Annotated in this window: 17 protein-coding genes and 1 pseudogene; 7 read left to right on the forward strand and 11 right to left on the reverse strand. The window is 38.9% G+C overall.

Annotated features, from left to right (window positions below; all coding sequences use genetic code 11):
* Nucleotides 1-10: 10 nt before the first annotated feature.
* The 8 genes and pseudogenes from PREBIDRAFT_RS00255 to PREBIDRAFT_RS00295 form a co-directional block, all read right to left on the reverse strand.
* Entirely contained in the window at nt 11-1,477 is a 1,467-nt protein-coding gene (locus tag PREBIDRAFT_RS00255) for an MBOAT family O-acyltransferase (RefSeq protein ID WP_004336763.1), read from the reverse strand.
* Between the two features lie 9 nt (nt 1,478-1,486).
* Nucleotides 1,487-2,239, reverse strand: a complete 753-nt coding sequence (locus PREBIDRAFT_RS00260; RefSeq protein WP_004338876.1) for an SGNH/GDSL hydrolase family protein — start codon at nt 2,237-2,239, stop codon at nt 1,487-1,489.
* Between the two features lie 11 nt (nt 2,240-2,250).
* Nucleotides 2,251-3,000 (reverse strand): exodeoxyribonuclease III, encoded by a 750-nt coding sequence (locus PREBIDRAFT_RS00265; RefSeq protein ID WP_004336765.1) that lies wholly within the window; start codon nt 2,998-3,000, stop codon nt 2,251-2,253.
* A gap of 3 nt (nt 3,001-3,003) precedes the next feature.
* Nucleotides 3,004-3,714 carry a DUF4840 domain-containing protein gene (locus tag PREBIDRAFT_RS00270; protein ID WP_004336766.1) on the reverse strand — a complete coding sequence of 237 codons (711 nt, stop codon included), beginning with the start codon at nt 3,712-3,714 and terminating at the stop codon, nt 3,004-3,006.
* 36 nt (nt 3,715-3,750) lie between these two features.
* The gene (gene folE / locus PREBIDRAFT_RS00275) at nt 3,751-4,344 is read right to left on the reverse strand and encodes a GTP cyclohydrolase I FolE (protein WP_004336767.1); all 594 of its coding nucleotides are present in this window, start codon (nt 4,342-4,344) and stop codon (nt 3,751-3,753) included.
* 20 nt (nt 4,345-4,364) lie between these two features.
* Nucleotides 4,365-5,102, reverse strand: coding sequence for an SPOR domain-containing protein (locus PREBIDRAFT_RS00280; protein ID WP_004336768.1), 738 nt, complete (start codon nt 5,100-5,102; stop codon nt 4,365-4,367).
* An 85-nt stretch (nt 5,103-5,187) separates the two neighbouring features.
* Nucleotides 5,188-7,446: pseudogene (locus tag PREBIDRAFT_RS11855) on the reverse strand (BT_3928 family protein).
* Complete coding sequence (locus PREBIDRAFT_RS00295) at nt 7,433-7,981, reverse strand: DUF1599 domain-containing protein (protein WP_004336771.1); 549 nt, start codon at nt 7,979-7,981, stop codon at nt 7,433-7,435. Before PREBIDRAFT_RS00295 ends, PREBIDRAFT_RS11855 begins: the two are co-directional and overlap by 14 nt.
* A gap of 624 nt (nt 7,982-8,605) precedes the next feature.
* On the opposite strand from PREBIDRAFT_RS00295, the gene PREBIDRAFT_RS00300 reads away from it, so the two are divergent.
* The 5 genes from PREBIDRAFT_RS00300 to PREBIDRAFT_RS00320 all read left to right on the forward strand — a co-directional run bounded on the left by PREBIDRAFT_RS00300 (nt 8,606) and on the right by PREBIDRAFT_RS00320 (nt 11,850).
* The gene (locus tag PREBIDRAFT_RS00300; RefSeq protein ID WP_004336772.1) at nt 8,606-9,466 is read left to right on the forward strand and encodes a sigma-70 family RNA polymerase sigma factor; all 861 of its coding nucleotides are present in this window, start codon (nt 8,606-8,608) and stop codon (nt 9,464-9,466) included.
* A gap of 36 nt (nt 9,467-9,502) precedes the next feature.
* A complete protein-coding gene (locus PREBIDRAFT_RS00305) occupies nt 9,503-9,961 on the forward strand; it encodes a hypothetical protein (RefSeq protein ID WP_004338877.1) in 459 nt (152 codons plus the stop codon).
* A gap of 93 nt (nt 9,962-10,054) precedes the next feature.
* Nucleotides 10,055-10,942, forward strand: a complete 888-nt coding sequence (locus PREBIDRAFT_RS00310) for a hypothetical protein (RefSeq protein WP_004336774.1) — start codon at nt 10,055-10,057, stop codon at nt 10,940-10,942.
* Between the two features lie 2 nt (nt 10,943-10,944).
* A complete protein-coding gene (locus PREBIDRAFT_RS00315; protein ID WP_004338880.1) occupies nt 10,945-11,436 on the forward strand; it encodes a hypothetical protein in 492 nt (163 codons plus the stop codon).
* Nucleotides 11,437-11,460: 24 nt separating this feature from the next.
* Nucleotides 11,461-11,850, forward strand: a complete 390-nt coding sequence (locus tag PREBIDRAFT_RS00320) for a PqqD family protein (protein WP_004336776.1) — start codon at nt 11,461-11,463, stop codon at nt 11,848-11,850.
* Nucleotides 11,851-11,935: 85 nt separating this feature from the next.
* Here the strand turns inward: PREBIDRAFT_RS00320 and PREBIDRAFT_RS00325 are convergent, their stop codons facing one another.
* Entirely contained in the window at nt 11,936-14,128 is a 2,193-nt protein-coding gene (locus PREBIDRAFT_RS00325; RefSeq protein ID WP_004338882.1) for a S9 family peptidase, read from the reverse strand.
* A gap of 113 nt (nt 14,129-14,241) precedes the next feature.
* Here PREBIDRAFT_RS00325 and PREBIDRAFT_RS11535 point away from each other — a divergent pair, with 113 nt between their 5' ends.
* Both PREBIDRAFT_RS11535 and PREBIDRAFT_RS00330 read left to right on the forward strand, forming a co-directional pair.
* The gene (locus PREBIDRAFT_RS11535; RefSeq protein ID WP_004336778.1) at nt 14,242-14,382 is read left to right on the forward strand and encodes a hypothetical protein; all 141 of its coding nucleotides are present in this window, start codon (nt 14,242-14,244) and stop codon (nt 14,380-14,382) included.
* 18 nt (nt 14,383-14,400) lie between these two features.
* Nucleotides 14,401-15,723, forward strand: a complete 1,323-nt coding sequence (locus PREBIDRAFT_RS00330) for an MATE family efflux transporter (RefSeq protein WP_004338883.1) — start codon at nt 14,401-14,403, stop codon at nt 15,721-15,723.
* A 7-nt stretch (nt 15,724-15,730) separates the two neighbouring features.
* On the opposite strand, the gene PREBIDRAFT_RS00335 is transcribed toward PREBIDRAFT_RS00330, so the two are convergent.
* Together PREBIDRAFT_RS00335 and PREBIDRAFT_RS00340 are read right to left on the reverse strand one after the other, a co-directional pair.
* The gene (locus PREBIDRAFT_RS00335) at nt 15,731-16,417 is read right to left on the reverse strand and encodes a response regulator transcription factor (protein ID WP_004336780.1); all 687 of its coding nucleotides are present in this window, start codon (nt 16,415-16,417) and stop codon (nt 15,731-15,733) included.
* 91 nt (nt 16,418-16,508) lie between these two features.
* Nucleotides 16,509-19,436, reverse strand: a complete 2,928-nt coding sequence (locus tag PREBIDRAFT_RS00340; protein ID WP_004336781.1) for a TonB-dependent receptor domain-containing protein — start codon at nt 19,434-19,436, stop codon at nt 16,509-16,511.
* Nucleotides 19,437-19,597 lie beyond the last annotated feature (161 nt).

Here is a 19,597-nt window from a genome sequence, read left to right on the forward strand (position 1 = left end):
ATAGCTTCTTTTAAAATTTCATATAGATAAAAGGTTGTACATTGTCCTGACTAATATTGATAACAAGCTGAAGGACAAAGATAAAAATGAGTAATTTTAAGATCCAATGGGAACGAATGAAACGTATTTGAACCCATTGATAATCATGTTCGCGTAGAGAAAGGAAGTCGAGACATAGGAGGAAGATGAAAAGCCAAAGTGGGCGGGCATAGAGAAAGGGTAGGGCTGAAGATAAACTAAAGTGGTGGACTATTTGCGAAAGAATAGCAATAGCTGTGTTCATATCTTGTGCTCGGAAGAAAATCCATGCTAGGGTAACATAGGAAAAGGTGAGTAACCAACTAAAAAAACTTATTGTAGCGGTATTCTTTATATTCTTTAAGCCTAGATTATAGAAGTATTTGTGAGCTACTAAGCCCACACCGTGCATTATCCCCCAGATAACAAACATCCATGAGGCACCATGCCAAAGACCAGCTACGATCATTACGATGAAGCTATTGAGATAGGTGCGTAGAAACCCTCGGCGGTTACCTCCAAGAGGAATATATAGATAATCGCGAAACCAAGTGGAAAGGGCAATGTGCCAACGATGCCAAAACTCGGTGAGGTTAAGACTTTGGTAAGGGAAGCGGAAGTTGTCTTTTAGCTGAATGCCTATGAGTGCAGCCATACCTATGGCAAGATCGCTATAACCTGCAAAGTCGCAATATATCTGTAGCGAGAAGCCTATTACGCCCATAAGGTTTTCGAAGCCTGTGTAGGCAAGGGGATCATTGAAAATAAAGTTGTTATATTGGGCAAGATAATCGGCTATAACACATTTCTTAACGAGTCCACAAAGGATAAGCCATAGCCCACGATAAATGAGGGTAGAGCTAGCTTGTTGATGTCTGCGAAGTTGTGGAATAAGAACCTCTGCACGTGTGATAGGTCCTGCTATTAGCAGTGGGAAGAAAGTGAGGTAGAAGGTATAGTCAAGCAATGAGCATGTACTCTCAAAACGCTTGCGGTAAACATCTATGGTATAGCTTACGGCTTGAAATGTGTAAAAAGAAATTCCTATAGGTAGAAAGATCGTATGGAGGGAGAAATTGGTGTTGAAGATCTGGCGTACAATTTCTATAGTAAAGCCCATATATTTAAGGTAGGCAAGTGGTAACAGCTCAAGGATAATAGTTATGGCTAGTACATATTTTCTTTTCTTTCCTGCTTCTATGAGCATCATTTGCTTAGTAAGATACCATGAAAAGATTGTAGTAAGAGGTAACAAAACTACTCCCCATTGGTTTATCATAGTGGCAAAGAAAAAGCTAAAAGCTATTACCCATAGTTTGCGTCCTATGTTTTTTTGTGCTGAAAACTGGATATAGACAGCAAAAAAGATGATAAACACCACCATAAACGGCAAGGAGTACAGCGACCAATGAGCCGTTGTAAAGAGTGATTGCCATTGTTGAAGTGTTGTTATGGGCATATTTATACTTTAGTATCCTTCAAAAGAAGGAGGGAAAATTTTGGTTTTTGTTGCTTTGTGGTGATGCTTTGGATATTGAAGATAGAGCGGAGCAGCACACTGCCTACCAGCAAGGTATATGGCTGCTTTATCCATCCAATAAGCAGCCGATTTCCATGTAGGATGATAGTGATCGCTGCCACGATGGAGCTTTAGCGGTCGGCTATCGAAGAAATGCCCTTCACCTGCATGCTTCTTCATAAGGTCAACGATACCAGTGTCCCCATTCCAATCGTTAGGGCTAATCCAAACGAAAGGAAGTTTTCCTACTTTCTTCATAATTTGAAGAATGTATTCCTCGCGTTGATCGAGGTCGTTGACGAAAAGCTCATTACTACCTACACATAATATAAGGTAGGTAGGGTGATACTCTTTTATAAGATGTTCTAATACGTTGGAGGTAGCCCATTTTTCTGTTGTAGAGCTATACCAAATAACACTATAGAGGATATGCCCATTCTCTCCGCAGTAGTCGCCAAAGCGACGTGAAAGGCCTTCCACCATAGAGTCGCCAAAGAAGAGAATTGTTTGGTGTTTGTGTATAAATCGTTTCTTTTTCTTTACGACAATAGGTTTGGGATCAGCTTTATAAAAGAGAGTTGGAAACTGTATTTTTTTGAGTCGAAAGTGTCCCACTGCTATCTCGAAAGGGATAGCAGCATAGAGCATAATGATAGCCAAGGCTGCAATCATTAAGAGGAGTACCTTCGTTTGAATTTTCATCTAAGGTGCGGTTACTTCAAGGTGAGTTCTACAGGGCAATGATCGCTACCAAAGATTTCTGTGTGTATCTTAGCATCCTTAAGTCGATCTCTTAATCGGTTAGAAATCAGAAAATAATCAATGCGCCAACCTGTGTTCTTCTCTCTCGCCTTAAAGCGATACGACCACCATGAATAGGTTACTTGTTCTGGATAAAGATAACGAAAAGTATCGGTAAATCCATTATTGAGAAGGATAGTCATCTTTTCACGCTCTTCGTCAGAGAAACCTGCATTGTGATGATTGGTCTTTGGATTTTTAAGGTCGATCTCCTCGTGTGCTACGTTCATATCACCACAAACGATTACAGGTTTATGCTCATCAAGCTTGTGGAGATATGCTTGGAAATCGGTTTCCCATTGCATTCGGTACGCTAATCGTTTGAGTTCGTCTTGCGAATTGGGGGTATATACTGTAACGAGGTAGAAATCGTCCATTTCAAGTGTTATCACTCTCCCTTCATGATCGTGTTCGTCAATACCAATACCAGTCGTTACTGTTAGTGGTTTATGTTTTGTGAAAATGGCAGTACCTGAATATCCTTTTTTATCAGCATAATTCCAATACGATTCATAACCGGGGAAGGACAGGTCAAGCTGTCCTTCCTGCATTTTTGTTTCTTGTAGGCAGAAGAAGTCGGCATCTAATGCCGCAAAGTCTTCTTTAAAATTCTTGCCAACACAAGCACGTAGCCCGTTGACATTCCATGAGATAAACTTCATTAATTATTTTGTATGACTTGTTGAAGTGAAGAAGAATTGAGAAGGAGAAAACTCTCTAACCTCTTTTGAGGGTCTACCCTTGTCATCGACTTCTACTAAATATCTAAATACTCCGTTTATTTTCATTGATTCAGGTGTTGTCTGATAAACACTTGTATATGCGTAAGCATACGCATCTAGTTCTGCATTGTTCTTATACTGCATAAGCTTATAGTGGTGTTCTTTGTCCATAAATTTCAGCGTAAGATCAATATTCTGCATAGGCATAAAGCACCATAAAGGATCTTTTACATATCCCCAAAGAGTTCCTACCGCTGCTGTGTAGGTTACGTTTGGTAAAGCTGCAAGTGCGTCTTTTAAAGCAGTTAAGCTATCATGAGCTAGTTTTAGCTCATTGCTTGAAGTTGCAGTAACTTCAGGCACTTTGATACTCTTTGCTAACTTGTTGACGGGGAAATTAGAAATGGTAATTTTATAACTATCTTTGTCTTTTGAGGTATTCCAAGTAACAGCAGGTTCTTCTTCTTTTACTTTAAGGGTATTTGAAAAAATTAATTTACCACTCCAATTTCCTAAAGAACTTGTCATAGCCTTATTTACAAAAGCGTTTCGCTCTTCATAATTGTCAGTGCTATCACCTAAGCATGAACTTACCGTAAATGCTGTTGTTGCACCTATCAATATAAGTGCGAGTGTTTTAATTTTACTTTTCATAAAGGTTTTGATTTTTAGTAGATTGTTAGTTGCTAATTATATTCTCTTTGTCTCTCCCCGAAGGAGGTTCATAAATTCCTCACGAGTTTTAGCCTGATTGAAAGCACCACTGAAAGCACTTGTTGTGGTAATGGAGTTTTGCTTTTCTACACCACGCATCTGCATACACATGTGTTTTGCTTCAAGTACGACCATTACACCAAGAGGTTGAAGGGTGTCTTGTATGCAATCTTTAATTTGTTCGGTCAATCGTTCTTGCACTTGAAGGCGATGACTGAAAATATCAATAACGCGAGCTACCTTACTCAGTCCTGTAATATGCCCATCAGGGATATAAGCTACATGTGCTTTCCCGTAGAAAGGTAACATGTGATGCTCGCACATCGAGAAGAAGTCAATATCTTTTACAATCACCATTTGATTATACTTCTCTTCAAAAAGTGCATCTGTAAGCACCTTGTGCGGATCTTGTGTATAGCCACGTGTTAGTACCTGCATAGCCTTAGCTACACGCATAGGGGTTTTCTCCAATCCTTCACGTGTAGGATCTTCGCCTAGGAGTGTTAATACTTCTTTATAGTGGGCTGCAAGCTCTTCGAGCCCTTCACGAAATTCGTTGTTTGTTGTCATTCGGTGTTTGTCTTTATATATTAATAAGGTGAATTAGTTTCTGTAGAAATGGAAGTTTCATCATAAGTTGATGGTCCTCCTACTACTTTAGTTGTTTTTACTGAAATCATAGTGCGGATAACATTCGCATTAGGGTATCCCTCTTTACGCATCTTCAGTGCTACCTTGCGTGCTTGGCGGTAGTTTGTGAAATTGCCTACTAAGCACATCCAGCGTGGCGTATAGAAGTGAACATATACAGGTAGGTTAGGGAAGAACATCTTCACTTTTTGCCCAGCCTTATCAGCTTCCTGATGGGCTATACGTGTATTTCCACCGCTATATACCTGTACGCGGAAGCCTCTTACTTTCTTAATGGTGTGCATAAGGCGTTTTGTTACCATTTGTCCTTCTCCTATTATTTCTTCAGGGGTAGGTACATGAGGCTTCTTTACCAACTTCTTCACAAGTTTTGTTCGTGGAGCAGAAGAGGTAGATTTTTGGGGCGTATATGATGGCACTGTAGAGGTGGTTATATGTTCCACTACAGGCTCTTGTAGTCGGAGTCTAGGTGTTGCCACTTGCTTCTTTACATCTTTTGCTGCTTGTTTAGCAGCTTTCTTTTCAGCTTTTAGTTGTTCTTTGGTTTTAGTAATAGCTTTTTTACCATTCACAATAGCGTCAATATCTGAACTCTGTGTTACAGTAACAGTGCCTTGTGCATGGATAGCAGCAATGCTGCATAGTATGAGATAAATTATTGTAAGAAGTTTCTTCATCTTCTTTGTTTATATATGAAAAAAAAGATTCCGTAAGAGGACGCGTTGTAGTACTCTTAAACGGAATCTATAAATCTTTATTGGCTTACTTCTTCCAAGCATCAATAATGCCCTTGAAATCAGCACACTTCAAAGAAGCACCACCGATCAAACCACCATCAATGTTTGGCTTAGTGAATAGTTCTGGAGCATTGCTAGCCTTGCAGCTACCACCATAAAGTACTGATGTTTCGTCAGCAACTTCTTGGTTATAGTTTTCTGCAACAATCTGACGGATGTAAGCACACATTTCTTCTGCTTGTTCAGCGGTAGCTGTCTTACCAGTACCAATAGCCCAAATAGGTTCGTAAGCTAGAATAATGTTCTTCCATTCCTCTGCAGAAAGGTGGAATACAGATCCAGCTAGTTCTGCCTTAACAATTTCATTCTGCTTCTCTGCTTCGCGCTCTTCTAATGTCTCTCCACAGCAGAAAATAATCTTCAAGCCGTTAGCTAAAGCCAACTGTACCTTCTCTTTTAAGATCTCTGCTGTTTCACCATAATATTCGCGACGTTCAGAATGACCTAATATAACATATTGTGCGCCTGTACTTTTTACCATAGCAGCAGAAACTTCACCTGTGTAAGCACCGCTTGCCTTATCAGCACAATTTTCTGCGCCAAGACCAACTATAGACGAATCTAAAACATTAGCAACGCTAGCTAAGTGGATAAATGGAGTGCAGATTACTACATCACAGTTTGGCTTGTCGGCTACTAGAGCTTCATTGATTTCCTTAGCCAAAGCTACACCTTCTTGCAAATTCTCATTCATTTTCCAGTTACCTGCAACAATTTTCTTTCTCATTGTTCTATAATTTTTATAAGTTAATATATATGATTAAACGTTTGATTTATCGTTTGGGGGAGTGTTTCCCTTTTCTTTTTTGAGCCTATCAACAACGCTTTTGCTTGCCTGTGAAACGGCTTTTCCTGCATTGCCCATAGCTTTTTCAGCTTGTAGAAACATCTTTTCAGCTTGTTCCCTTTCTTGCTTAATGAGCCATTGTTCTTTTTGTTTTACCCATTCTTCTTTCTTTCTTACCCATACCGACCATGCCCAAAACCTATCAGCAATAATAAGTAAAATAAGCGGTAGAACATAGCCTAATAAGATCAACACTATTTTTTCCCATGTGTTACTCTCTGGCTCGTGTCCTATAGTAAGCAAGTTGAGCGGCGCATTGAGTTGTGATGCTTGTGGTAAATCGTTATGACTCCATTTGTTGATAATGGTACCCTTGTAAAGCAATACCAAGCCTGGGTTGCTGCGAATGATGGTTTTCAGTGTAGTGCCGTCAGCCGAGTAGAATGGGTATTCTGCTCCAGTGATATTTCTCCAATGTTTAATAGATTTCTCTGTACTTGCAGTTACGCCCATAAATGGATAATGATTTTCCTTTGCATATTCGTAAATAGCATCTATATCACCAAAGTTAGTATCATCGGCTTGGTCAATAAAAGGACTTATAAGCAAGAAAATATACCCATTATGTTGTAGTATAGAGTCGGTAAGATCTTCTCCTGTAGCATCATTGGTTATAGCAAAATCATGGATAGGAGGTTCGTATCCTTTCTCTATTACTTCTTGGTGGGAATCTTTAAACACCCATGTAGTATCATTGTAAGGATAATTATGCTCATCAAACTCTTTTGTTACTCCATTTTTTTCACAAATAAAAGTAGTTTTAAACTTTGTTTGTTTAGCCCCTTTAGGTATCTCCATTCCCTTTTTGATGTTCTGCCCTACAAAATATGGGCGGAAATCGAAGATAGGTAAATAGTAGAGGCTTAAAGTGGAAGCCACTATGATAAAGATAATAGTAAAGTTAGATGCTATCCATTGATTAGTCTTTGAAATAAAACGTGCTTGATAAAGCGGCCATTTTACAAGGACAAGTGCTGCTAAAAGTAGCACAATGTTTTTAGAGAAAGTTTGTGCATTGGTAAGTTTGAGCGCATCGCCAAAGCAGCCACAATCTTGAATAGGATTGCTTATCGTGAGCCATAGCGTGATAAGTGTCATTATAGCAGTGAATGCTACTACAAGTTTGCTCACTTTGCGGCGTTGAATAGCAAGTAGTAGGAGAATACCTAACGTAAATTCTATAGCAGATAAGCCTATAGACAGTAATAGCTGTGTCCATTCTGGTATATAGCTCGACATATGCACAGCCTCAAGATATTCTTTTATCTTGTACTGCGACCCTAGTGGGTCAATAGCTTTGACGAAGCCAGAAAAGATAAATGTTATTGCAAGAATAGCTCTGGCTATATTTACGATGATAAGTTTAGTATTCCTCATTGATCTTAATAACACCAAAAACAGCGTAGTTTATAATATCCATATAGTTAGCATCAATACCTTCGCTAACTAATGTTTTCCCATTGTGATCCTCAATCTCTTTGATACGCTGAAGCTTAGTGAGAATGATGTCGGTAAAACTACTTACACGCATATCTCTCCAAGCTTCTCCGTAATCGTGATTTTTCTTTAACATGAGATCGAACGCCACTTTGGCATACTTATCGTATAATGCTAGAGCTTCATCGTTACTCACATCTATAGTGTCGGAAAAGCCCTTGTCTAATTGTATCAATCCTACAATGCCATAGTTGATCAGTGCCACAAACTCGGGCAAGATGCCTTCACCTACCAAGTTTTCTCCTGTTATCTCGATAGAGCGGATACGTTTCGCTTTGATAAAAAGCTGATCGGTAAGCGAGGATGGGCGCAAAATACGCCATGAAGCTTGGTAATCGTAAAGCTTCTTTCTAAACAATTCTCTGCAACCGTTCAACGCATCTTTAAATTCTTGCTGTGTATCTGATTTTTGCATTGCTTATTACATATAATTTGTATGCAAAAATACTCAAAAAGAATGGATTGCCAAAAGTTTTTAAATAATATAATAGTTTTACTTGGGGTGCTTTTTAATATCTGAAGGGGGAGGTTATTTTTTAGAGTTGTTAATTTTAAAATGGCTTTAATTCTTTTAGCTATTATAAGGGGCTGATAAATCTTAATATTCCTCATAAGTCATACTTCTACCCCTTTTTGTGGTTTGAAAGCCTTTTTATATGCAGCCTACTTATTAGCTAAGCGATGGCTCAACTTGTAGGGGGCTAGAGAGAAAAAAAATGACAAAGCAAATGTCTTTGTTATGTTCTTTTACGCTTGTAACCGTTTGATATTCATTGCGTTATAAAAGGTTATCTTTTACAGAGCAAAAGATAACCTTTTCATGTGTAAAACATCACCTTTTGGTGAGTAAAAGATGATGTATTGATGCGTAAACGTTTATGTGTTGTATAGCTGATTTGAATATTTTTTACAGTATAAACAGTCTTATTCGTGTAATAAACGCTTTAATTTGTGTCGTATCAGTGATTTTAAAGTCTTTTTTTTGTAGGGTTGCCGCTTTTTTGTAAATTTGCCACCGAGACATTAAAGCTACCTAGTCATGCGACAATTGAAAATCACAAAGTCTATAACGAATCGGGAGAGTATGTCTCTCGATAAGTACCTACAGGAGATAGGAAATGAAGAATTGCTGACACCAGAAGAAGAGGTTGAGCTAGCTCAGCGTATTCGGAAAGGTGATAAAAAAGCCCTAGAACGGCTTACTAGAGCAAACCTTCGTTTTGTAGTTTCTGTAGCAAAGCAATATCAAACGCAAGGCATTGACTTGCCCGATCTTATCAATGAGGGTAATATGGGCTTGATAAAGGCAGCCAAGCGTTTTGATGAGACACGTGGTTTTAAGTTTATATCGTATGCAGTGTGGTGGATACGTCAGAGCATTTTGCAGGCTATTGCAGCTCAAGGACGATTGATTCGTTTGCCAGCCAACCAGATAGGTGTGGTTAATAAGATTACACGTATACTCAATAAGTTTGAGCAAGAAAATGAGCGCATACCTAATATTGACGAATTGGCGCGCGAAGTAGATTTGTCAGAGGAGCATATAGAAGATGCCTTGTCATTATCTTTTAGGCAAGTATCTATGGATTCGCCTTTTAAAGACGATGAAGGGGTAAGTTTGTTAGATGTAATGCCCTCTACAAATGTACCATCGACGGATAAATCTTTGGTGGACGAGAGTTTAAAAGAGGAAATAAGTCGTGCTTTAAAGATATTATCCGAGCGTGAGCAAAAAGTGTTGTGTGCCTATTATGGTATTGGACAGCTAGAGATGTCTCTTGAGGAAATCGGTGATAAGTTTGGTTTGAGCCGAGAGCGAGTGCGCCAGATCAAAGAAAAGGCTATCCGCAATTTACGCAAAGCAGGCAATAATAAAACCCTTCGAGTGTATTTAGGATAATTAAAATAAAGAATAAAAAAGACTATAAACAAAAGTATGAGATTTTTAAAGTTAATGCTTATTGCAATCCTCATGGTAGGATTTGCTTCTTCTGCTAATGCCAAAGGGTATCAACCAGCCAAGCTTTATATGTTTGGTTTTGCAGCATCGTTTAATGATTCTACCGTTTTCTTCACAGATATTCAAGAAGTGAACGCCTATGTTAAAAACGATCGTAACCATTTTTTAGCAGATAGAAGTGTATATTCTTATCAGTTGCGTAGTTATTTACAAACAACAGGAAGATCCTTGCATCCTACTTGCGTAACAATGTATGCTACTACAAGAAAAGAAGCTGAAAAGAAATATGCTCGGCTTAAGAAAAAATATATGCCTATTTTGAAAGGTAAGGCAAAAGGTACTAATCGGTACTTTATAGAAACAATTCCAGTGAGCGAGTTTACTTACACCGTTAGTGAGCCCGTAGAGCAAGAAGAAACACAACCTAGTAGATAAAAAGGTTATCTAATAAGGAAACAACAAGTTTTGATGTGCTTGTAAAGACAACTTGTTATTCTTGTAAATTAATATCTGAAGAAAAACTAGAGCATGAGCGTAAACAACTTTTGTATCGCAGAATTAACTGTTCGGATCATCTTTGAAGATTCGGAACACAATGGTATGCACTTAATACCTTCTTTTGAACCATTTAGAGTCGATCATATAGCGGAAGAGCCAATGCTAGAATTAGTGGTGAAAGAGCATTTATTGCCTTTATCTGATGAGCAGCTTAAACGCGTTCGAGCTTTTGATACAGGGAATGGTGATATTATTGTTGATCATATCATAGAAGGTGGCTATCAATATAACATTTTAGATCTTAACAAATTTGAATGTGGTATTTTGCAGACCGACCCAACATTTACAAAGTGTGTGTGTGCCTTGGATGGTAATTGGGCTAATCGCAGTTTTGCTTTGAATAGTGTCCTTATGCTTACCTTTGCCTTTGCTTCTGCCACAAAGAATGCTTTGCTTATCCATGCCTCTTTAGTGCGTAATAATGGTTATGGTTATGCTTTTATAGCAAAGAGTGGTACAGGGAAATCAACACAAGTAAGTATGTGGTTACGTCATATTCCTAACTGTGATCTGATGAATGATGATAATCCTATCGTGCGAATCATTGATGACGAAGTATGGATTTTCGGAAGCCCATGGAGCGGAAAAACTCCTTGTTATCGTAATGTGCGGGCAAAGCTTGGAGCTATCACGCGCATTGAGCGTGCTAGCGAAAATAGCGTTGAGGCACTAAGTCCCATACAAGCATTTGCCTCTTTGCTCCCTTCTTGCTCGTCAATGAAATGGGATATGAATATATACAATGCGGTATGTGATACAATTACCAAAGTGGTAGAGAAGAGAAAGTTATATACCTTACACTGTTTGCCTAATAAGGAAGCAGCCGAGATTTGTTATAATAATATTGCTATTAAATAAGTTTGAAAGTAAATCAGTTACAGGGAGATCGGAAAGAGATACAATTTGCAAATGCTATCTTTCTTCCAGAAATAGTACAACTTCTTAACGAAGGACATACCATAACCTTACGTTTGAAAGGATTTTCTATGCGTCCTTTCCTTGAAGATAATCGCGACAAAGCTTTATTGGTAAAACCGACAACAATTGCCGTAGGCGATGCTGCGCTTTGTGAGATTTCTCCAAGCCATTTTGTCTTGCATCGAATCGTCGAGATCAACGGTGCTGATATAACGCTTCTTGGTGATGGTAATCTTACAACAGAACATTGTAAGCGTGAGAATGTAGTAGGTGCTGTTGTAGGCTTTTATAGAAAGGGTAGAGAGGTTATGGACAGAACGGATGGGCGAAAGTGGAAGATATACAGTGCAGTGTGGATGAGACTTCGTCCTCTTCGTAGATATTTATTAGGTGTTTATCGCCGAATATGGATTCCCATATTTGGAATAATATAAGTAGAATAAGAAAAGATTATAGCGATGAAAGTAAAAAGTGGATTTAATCTTCGTAATGTATGTGGCGAAGAAATTATAGTAGCAGAGGGCGAAGAAAATATCGACTTCAGTAATATTGTCTCTATGAACGAAAGTTCGGCAGCGCTATGGAAAGAAGCTCAGCGGCTAGGCACGTTTACCGTTGATGATCTTGTAACATTCCTTTGTAGTCTTTATGATGTTGATGAGGCTACCGCAAAAACAGATGTTACCGAAATAGTAGCACGGTGGGGAGTAGTAGGAATTATAGAAGGAGATGATATTCCTGTAAGTGCTAAGGAAGAAGCTGTGGAGGAAAAAATAGTTGTAGCTTCTCAACAAAAAGTTGAAACTCCAAAGAAAAAAGGTTTCTTCAGCCGCTTGTTTGGTAAGTAAGCGTTATCCCACTTACTTTTAAAGATACAAAAAAGAGGTTTTGTAAAGCAAAACCTCTTTTGTTTTATCCCTTATAAAGGCTTCTTTATAAGTTGTTTATAAACCATTCAGAAACTTGTCTTAGCAAGAAATTGCGTGTGTTGCCTCCGTAGATACCATGATTACGATTGGTAAAGATATTCTCTTTGAAATCTTTATCGGCTTGAACCAATGCTTCAGAATATTCAAAGGCGTTTTGTGGATGTACATTATCATCGGCAAGCCCATGACAAATTAATAATTTTGCATTCATATTCTTTACACGGTTTATAGGATTGATGTCATATCCAGCAGCATTTTCTTGTGGAGTGCGCATATATCGTTCAGTGTAAACTGAATCGTAATAACGCCAATCAGTGGGAGGGGCAATAGCAACACCTGCCTTAAATACTGGAGTTGCTTCTTGGCTGATACTCATCAAGGTGTTAAACCCGCCAAAACTCCAGCCCCATATACCAATACGGTTAGCATCAATATACGCTTGTTTGCCTAGCCATTTAGCTGCCTCGACCTGATCTTTCGACTCTAATTCGCCCAACTTTAGATAGGTGCATTTTTCAAATTCAGCTCCTCTAGCACCCGTTCCTCTACCATCGATACACACTACGATAAAGCCTTTCTGTGCAAGATAATAGTCGAACATACCCCCATTACCCATAGAGCCAACGCTCCAACTATCGGTTACTTGTTGGCTGCCCGGACCACTATATTGGTGCATTATGACAGGGTATTTCTTTGAAGCGTCAAAGTTGGCTGGTTTTATCATCCAGCCGTTGAGCTTTACACCCTCGCTAGTTGTTAGGGTGAAGAAATCTTTTGGCGTATTGCCAAATGGTTTTAGCTTATTGATTAGCTCGTTGTTGTTAAGCACTTCGCGCACAGCCTTACCCTTTTGGTTATAAATGGTGTAGATGTATGGGTGATTGCGGTCGCTCCATGTGTTGAGGAAGTACTTATAATCTCCAGAAAATCTAGCAGCATTCCAACCTGTTTTAGGTGAAAGGCAAGTTACCTTGCCATTCTTGTCGGCTACAAAAATGTCGCGTGTCATAGGGCTTTTTGCTGCTGCTTGGTAATAAGTATTGCCTGTAGCTTCGTCATAGCCGTAGATAGTAGTAACATCATAGTTGCCCTTTTCTATTTGACGAATAAGTTTACCATCTTTGCTATATAAATAAAGGTGCATATAACCATCTCTGTCAGAAGGTACCAGAATGTAATTCTTCATAATCCTAATGCCTTCCATCGCTTCCTCTTTCACATACTTAGGCACACTTTCTTTTATCAATATGCTACATTTTCCTGTAGTAGGATTAGCTGCATACAAGTTGAGCTGATCTTGATGACGATTCATCGTATAGATGATGATGCGAGCAGCATCGCTAGTGGTCTTTATTCTAGGGATATAACCATCGGCAGCTAATGGAAGCTCGTATTTTAAAGTTTTGCCATTGTCTAATGAATAGCTCCAAGCAGTAACCACAGAATTGTCTTCGCCAGCTTTAGGATACTTGTAGCTATATAGTCCGGGGTAAGTTCTATAATTGGTTAGCATAGGGCGTGCTCCTTGGAAAAGTTGGAGCGAGTAAGTTTTTACCTTGCTTTCATCATAGCGTATCCAGCTCAAAGTTTTGCTATCCGCGCTCCATGCTAAGGCGTTGTTAAAGCCAAACTCTTCTTCGTTTACCCAGTCTGGCAAACCATTAATGATCTTATTAAATTCACCATCGGTGGTAACTTGCTTCTCATTCTTACCATCAGTAATGAAGATATTATTACTTCTAACAAAGGCTACATACTTGCTATTAGGCGAAAAAGTAGGAATTTGTTGCGCACCGTTGTTCGATAATTTACTTAAAGTCTTATTTTTAACATCGTAGAGATAGAAATCTGCGGTATATGATCTTCTATAAATAGGTTTTGAATTTGTTTCAATCAACAACTTTGATCCATCTTCCGATATTTCATAGCCGTCAAACTCTTCTAGTTGTTCACCTTTCGTTTCCGCAAGATCGAAGATAACACCCGTTTGCTGCCCTGTTTTGAACGAGTATTTAATGATTTTTTTGTTGTCTTCTGATATTTGGGCATATTCAGAAGTTCCTTTTAGCGGATTTACCCCTGAAATGTATTTAGGAGCAAAAGTCCCATTAGTGAGGTCTTTTAGTCGAATAGGCTCACCTGCAAAGCTTTGAAAAACTGTTAAAACAGTTGCACACATAAGTAAAAAACGTTTCATATTTTATTTGATTTAATATCTCGCAAATATACGAAATTATCTCTATAATCCTTTGCTTTTAACAAGTAATAGACTAATTTTGTCCTCAAATACATTATAAACATAAGATAACTATGAATTTTGACAAGATAGAAGAAGATAGCAGGAAAGCAGAATTGATCCGTATATTAGAACACTCCATTGAGCGACTTTCCTTAGCCGAGCTAGAAGCTTTGTATTATGATTTAGTGGCTAAGGATTATATCCGTAAGTAAAGGAAATCTTTGTTTTTTATGATGCATAACCACAGCACGGAAATACTTCGTTTAGCGATTCCTTCCATCGTTAGTAATGTTACTGTACCTTTATTGGGTTTGGTCGATTTAGTGATTGTTGGGCATATAGGCAACGAAACTTATATTAGTGCAATAGCTGTGGGAGCTATGGCATTTAATATAATGTATTGGCTCTTAGGTTTCCTTAGAATGGGTACTAGCGGATTGACATCGCAAGCTTATGGCAAGTGTGATAGTAATGAGTGTCTTTCTCTTTTACTGCGTTCGCTCACAATAGGTCTAGGAATGGGGCTATTGTTTATTCTTTTGCAAATACCATTGGGGTGGGGACTTTTTAAACTAATGAATACCCCAACGGCTTCTTTTCCTTTAGTAAATATCTATTTTCGTATTGTTATTTTTGGAGCACCCGCTATGCTCGGCTTGTATGGGCTAATGGGATGGTTTGTTGGTATGCAAGATACGCGTACACCAATGGTTATAGCAATCTTACAAAACATCGTCAATATTGTTGGGTCGCTCTTTTGCGTTTATTTGTTGCATTGGAAGATGGAGGGGGTAGCTACTGGCACATTGATAGCGCAATGGTTCGGTTTCCTATTTGCTGTTTATAAAGTATATTGTAAAGTAGCGAAAAGACATAATATTGCTTTTACTCATTATCAACGAATTTATATTCAAAGCATAAAAGGTAAAAAGGCATGGCTTAATTTCTTCACGGTAAATAAGGATATTTTTTTGCGTACCCTTTGCCTCGTAATAGTGAATATGTTTTTTACAAAAGCAGGAGGAGCGCAAGGAGCTATGATCCTTGCTGTAAATACTCTTTTAATGACGCTCTTCACTCTCTTTTCTTATTTTATGGATGGCTTTGCCTATGCTGGTGAGGCTTTGGCGGGTAAATATTATGGAGCAAAAGACGAGACTAGTTTTAGAACATTAGTCAGACAGTTATTCTTTTTTGGAGCAATAGTAGTGGTTGTTTTCACGACAGTGTATACTTTTGGAGGCATACGCTTTTTAGGGTTGCTCACAAGTGATGAAGCAGTGGTGCAAGCTGCTGCTCCTTATCTTGTTTGGGCTTGTTTAATACCTATTGCAGGAGTAACAGCATTCATTATGGATGGTGTCTTTGTAGGACTAACCGAAACTAAAGGTATGCTATGGGCCTGCTTTATAGCTGCTGGTATGTTTTTTGCAAGCTATTTTATATTGAAAGACTTTCTCTTTAATGACGCTTTATGGATAAGTTTTTTGCTTTTCTTGTTGATACGTGGAGTAGTAGAGCTTTTGTGGGCAAGCAGGAAAGTAGAGCTTTAGAAACTTATTATTTCTCAAAGCAGTAGCCGAATCCTTGTCGTGTAACAAGACATTGTGCAAAATTGCCCAGTTTTTTGCGAATACGAGTGATATTAACATCTACAACACGATCAACAACCATAACATCGTTACGCCAAATAATTTGAATAAGTTCTTTACGGCTAAATACTCTTCCCGGATATTTCAGCAATAAACTCAATAAGTCGAACTCTGTTTTGGTAAGATTTATATCTTTTCCGTCTACGTTTAGTTGTTTTGTAGTAAGATTAAGCGATAGAGTTTTATAATTTATAAAGTTGGCATTTGCAGTAGGAAGAATCGTATTGCGACGTAATACTGCCTTTACGCGTAAAATTAATTCTCGTACAGAGAAAGGTTTTGCCATGTAATCGTCAGCACCGAGCGTAAGTCCTGTTATAATATCGTTTTCCGTATCACGAGCTGTAACAAAGATAATAGCGGCTTGATTAGTGGCGGGGTCTTGTTTTAATTTTTGAGCAAGTTTAAAACCAGACATTTCTCCCATCATAATGTCAAGAATAAAAAGGTGGAAAGTGGGTAAATCGGTGCGGGCTAAGGCTTCTTCGGCAGAGTAAGCTACAGCAACTTGATAGCCTTCGTTCTCAAGGTTAAATTGCATAATTTCGCATAAGTCTTGCTCATCATCTACTACCAATATTCTGTTCTCTTCCATATTTTTTGTTGTATAGGTTGTGCTGCAAATTTATTAAAAAAAATGGGGAAATAACTATGTTAATGCACCTAAATTCTTTTCTCATTGTATTTTAATGGTAGACAAAGCCACCACCCCCTTGTCTATCCCGATTAAACCCACCTCGTGATCTACTATGATTTTCACCCTTGCTCCAAGCGGCTTTGCCCCCAAAGAGGTTGAGACGATAGCTAGCCTTGAACATGATATAGCTATTGATGCTGTTATATTCGGTGTCTGTGCGCATAGTGGCATTGATAACACGTGAAAGATTGCTTTGCTGGCGAAGAATATCATAGAATTGCACACTCATAGTAAGGGCGTTGCCCCTTAGAAAACTCTGCGAAAGCTGTGCGTTCCAAATAAGTTCGTTGGTATTGAGCGAAGCATCGTTATAGCCACGACGGCTCTGCTCGTGCAGATCGGTAGCAATGGTCATATTCCAAGGGAGCATTACATTTACGTTAGTACCATACGAGAAGCGCCAAGTGTTTTGATTGTTAGCTGCTTGTAGGTTGTTTTTTGTATGTGTATAATCAAGTGCTCCGTCAAGCTCTATCTCTAGCCAGCTGTTGCGATAACTAGCCGATAGGCGTTCGCCCAAGGTAAGATTTTGGGTGATATTCTTTTCAAGAACGCTTTGAACATTCTGCTGAAGTAAACTTGCAAAGCGATTGTATGATCCCTGTGTAAAAGTATTGATGTTCCAAACACCAGCTGAGTCGATGCTAGTATTATACATTACAGCAGCATTCAAGCCCCAGTTACCATCCACGTTCACGGGCTGTATGGTGCGTGCGCCAGTAGTAGCGTTGTAAGTTACACTATTGCCAATAGCATTACGCTTAGTGGTAAAGTGGATAAAAGTCATAATAGACTGCATGTGGCTCTGAATGAAGTTGTTATAGAAGAAGCGGAAGTTATTTTCAAACTCTGGCTTCAAATCAGAATTACCCACCGAGATGTTTTGTGGATCGGTATTGTCCACGATGGACAGCAATTGGCTCATAGACGGCTGATTGGTAGTACCTTTATAGTTGATGCGCAGGTTGCTCTGCTTGTTGAAGCGATAGCGGAAGTCTAAACGTGGACTCCAATTGACAAAATTCTTCGATATATTAACGCTTGAGCCAAGGTAGTTTTGTTGGTAGTTGGTGTGCTGTGGCTCCACCTGTATGCCCACATTAAGTTGCCATTTTTCTTTGTTCATACGCAACATAAGGCGTGCCTCGTGTGTATAGGTTTTGTATTCCGAGAAACGACTCAAGTCGGTGTTATAGTAAGTGTCTAACGCATTGGGGAGCAAAGATAAGTAGTTATTCCATGCTCTATATTCAGGGGTAACACCATTGAAGAAACCTGCACCCAAAGATGACAAATCGTATGTACTTCGATCGCTCTTCGATGTGCTGTATTTAAAACCATATCTAAACTGAAGATATGTTTTTTTAGCAATAGGCTCGCTATAAGTAGCTCGAATACCATAGTTAGAACTCTTTGTAGGCATAAGGTTATAGCGATAAGCTTGGAATATTTTGTGATTGCCGAGGGCATCCATGAGCTGATAATACTCTAAATCTTGCGTTGAGAAAGTTTTTGAGTCCGACTTAGAATAGCCTGCACTTGTACGCAAGGAAATATTACGCCCATTCTTGCTCAAGCGGCGATTAACCTGCAACATACCACTTACTTGCTTATTATCGCCATAAGATATAGTGGTGTTCTGCTGTTTGTTTACAAGGTGTCCTTGTTGGTTGAGCATTGTCAAGCCCTCTGCTGATAGCGGATTGGAGGTATACTTGTATGGATCAGCATTATAACTAGCCGATGAACTTACCGTTCTACCATCATTTTTGCTAATAGAGAAGTTTGGACGAAACATAATATTCCATAGAGAGTCGGGCTTCCACTCCATGCGAAAGTTTCCATTCCATGCGTTAGAACGGGTGTATTGCTGCCCAAAGCTAGTAGAGTACGAGTTGTTATTGGCTACATATCGCTCTATATTTGTTTTAGTATTGAGGTCGCCATCGGCATGGTTCCATCGCAAACTACCATCCCATTGTAAGGTTTTATTGTTGTCGTACACCATATTAAGCCCGACCATCTTAGTGGCATTTAGCCCCTGACGAGTATTGCCAAAACCACCGCGATGTCCTCCGCCAAAGCCCATATCATTGGTATTATTTGCCGAAGCAAAGCCCATGAGCTTAAACTTATCATTGAAAAAAGCTACCATTCCACGCTCCGAATATCTGTTTTTAGTACCTATTCCGAGATCAATGTTAGAGAAAATGCCCTTATTCATACCCTTCTTCACACCAAAGTCGAGTACGGTTTCTTCCTCACCATCATCGATACCTGTTACTCGTGCCTCATCGCTTTGCTTATCGTAAGCTTTGATGTTGTTAATGATAGAAGTAGGAATGTTCTTTAAAGCCGTCTTGGTATCACCCACCATAAACTCTTTACCATCCACAAGGATCTTCTTCACTTGTTTACCATTGATTTTGATAGTACCGTCGTCTTCGAGTTCAGCACCTGGGAGTTTCTTCACTAAAGCTTCTATCGTGGAACCTTCAGGAATACGATAAGCCGAAGCGTTGTACTGGAAAGTGTCTTCTTTCAGTACTACCTTAGGGGCACGCGCCGTAACGGTTACTTCTTTCAATGTGTGGGGATCGTTGTAAAAAATGAGTTGCCCGATGTTTATATCCTTACCATCAGTAATAGAAGCCTTTTTATATAGGGTCTTAAATCCTACATAAGAAGCCTTTACTATATATAGTCCATCACTAGGAGCAGCGATGCTAAATTTTCCTTCTGCATCTGATGTAGTACCTGAAACATAGGTACTATCATTCTTTAAGAGCTGTATTATGGCAAATGATACAGATTCTTTCTGATTTCCATCATAAAGACTTCCTAATATCGTTCTGTTCTGACTCTGCAACGCAAGTGTTGCTGCGAAGAAGAGTAGGAGCATTCCAATTCTTTTCATCTTATTTTTTTTGATTTCTCTTTGTTTACGTTAATAAGATGATGAAGTCAGAAAAAGGTTTAACGGAGTTTCTTATTCAAATTATAATATAACTATTCTTATCTCGATCTTTCAACTGTTTTATTTCAAATCTCCCGATAATTATCTATTTTTGTAGCGGT

Origin of the sequence: Prevotella bivia DSM 20514 (assembly GCF_000262545.1) — a bacterium.
Classification (GTDB): Bacteria; Bacteroidota; Bacteroidia; order Bacteroidales; family Bacteroidaceae; genus Prevotella; species Prevotella bivia.